1 pseudogene is annotated in these 407 nt (G+C 68.6%); it reads left to right on the top strand.

Annotated features, from left to right (window positions below):
* A pseudogene (locus tag LPA54_RS40655) lies at positions 1–407 on the top strand (elongation factor 4); the annotation flags it as partial.

The raw sequence follows: 407 nt of genomic DNA, 5'->3' as shown, positions 1-407 counted from the left end.
CGACCTGACGATCATCCCGGTGCTGAACAAGATCGACCTGCCGGCCGCGCAGCCGGAGAAGTTCGCCGAGGAGCTGGCGAACCTGGTCGGCTGCGACCCCGACGACGTGCTGAAGGTGTCCGCGAAGACCGGTCTCGGCGTCGAGGCGCTGCTGGACCGCGTGGTCGCCGACATCCCGGCGCCGGTCGGCGTCGCGGACGCCCCCGCCCGCGCGATGATCTTCGACTCGGTCTACGACTCCTACCGCGGTGTCGTGACGTACGTCCGTGTCATCGACGGGCAGCTCAACAAGCGTGAGCGCATCAGGATGATGTCCACCAACGCCACCCACGAGCTGCTGGAGATCGGCACCAACTCGCCGGAGATGCTGGCCGCGGACGGCCTCGGCGTCGGCGAGGTGGGCTATC

Source organism: Streptomyces sp. DH12, assembly GCF_020873895.1.
Lineage (GTDB): Bacteria > Actinomycetota > Actinomycetes > Streptomycetales > Streptomycetaceae > Streptomyces.
Note: the sequence above shows the minus strand (reverse complement) of the source record. Positions and strands in the feature narration are given on the sequence as shown.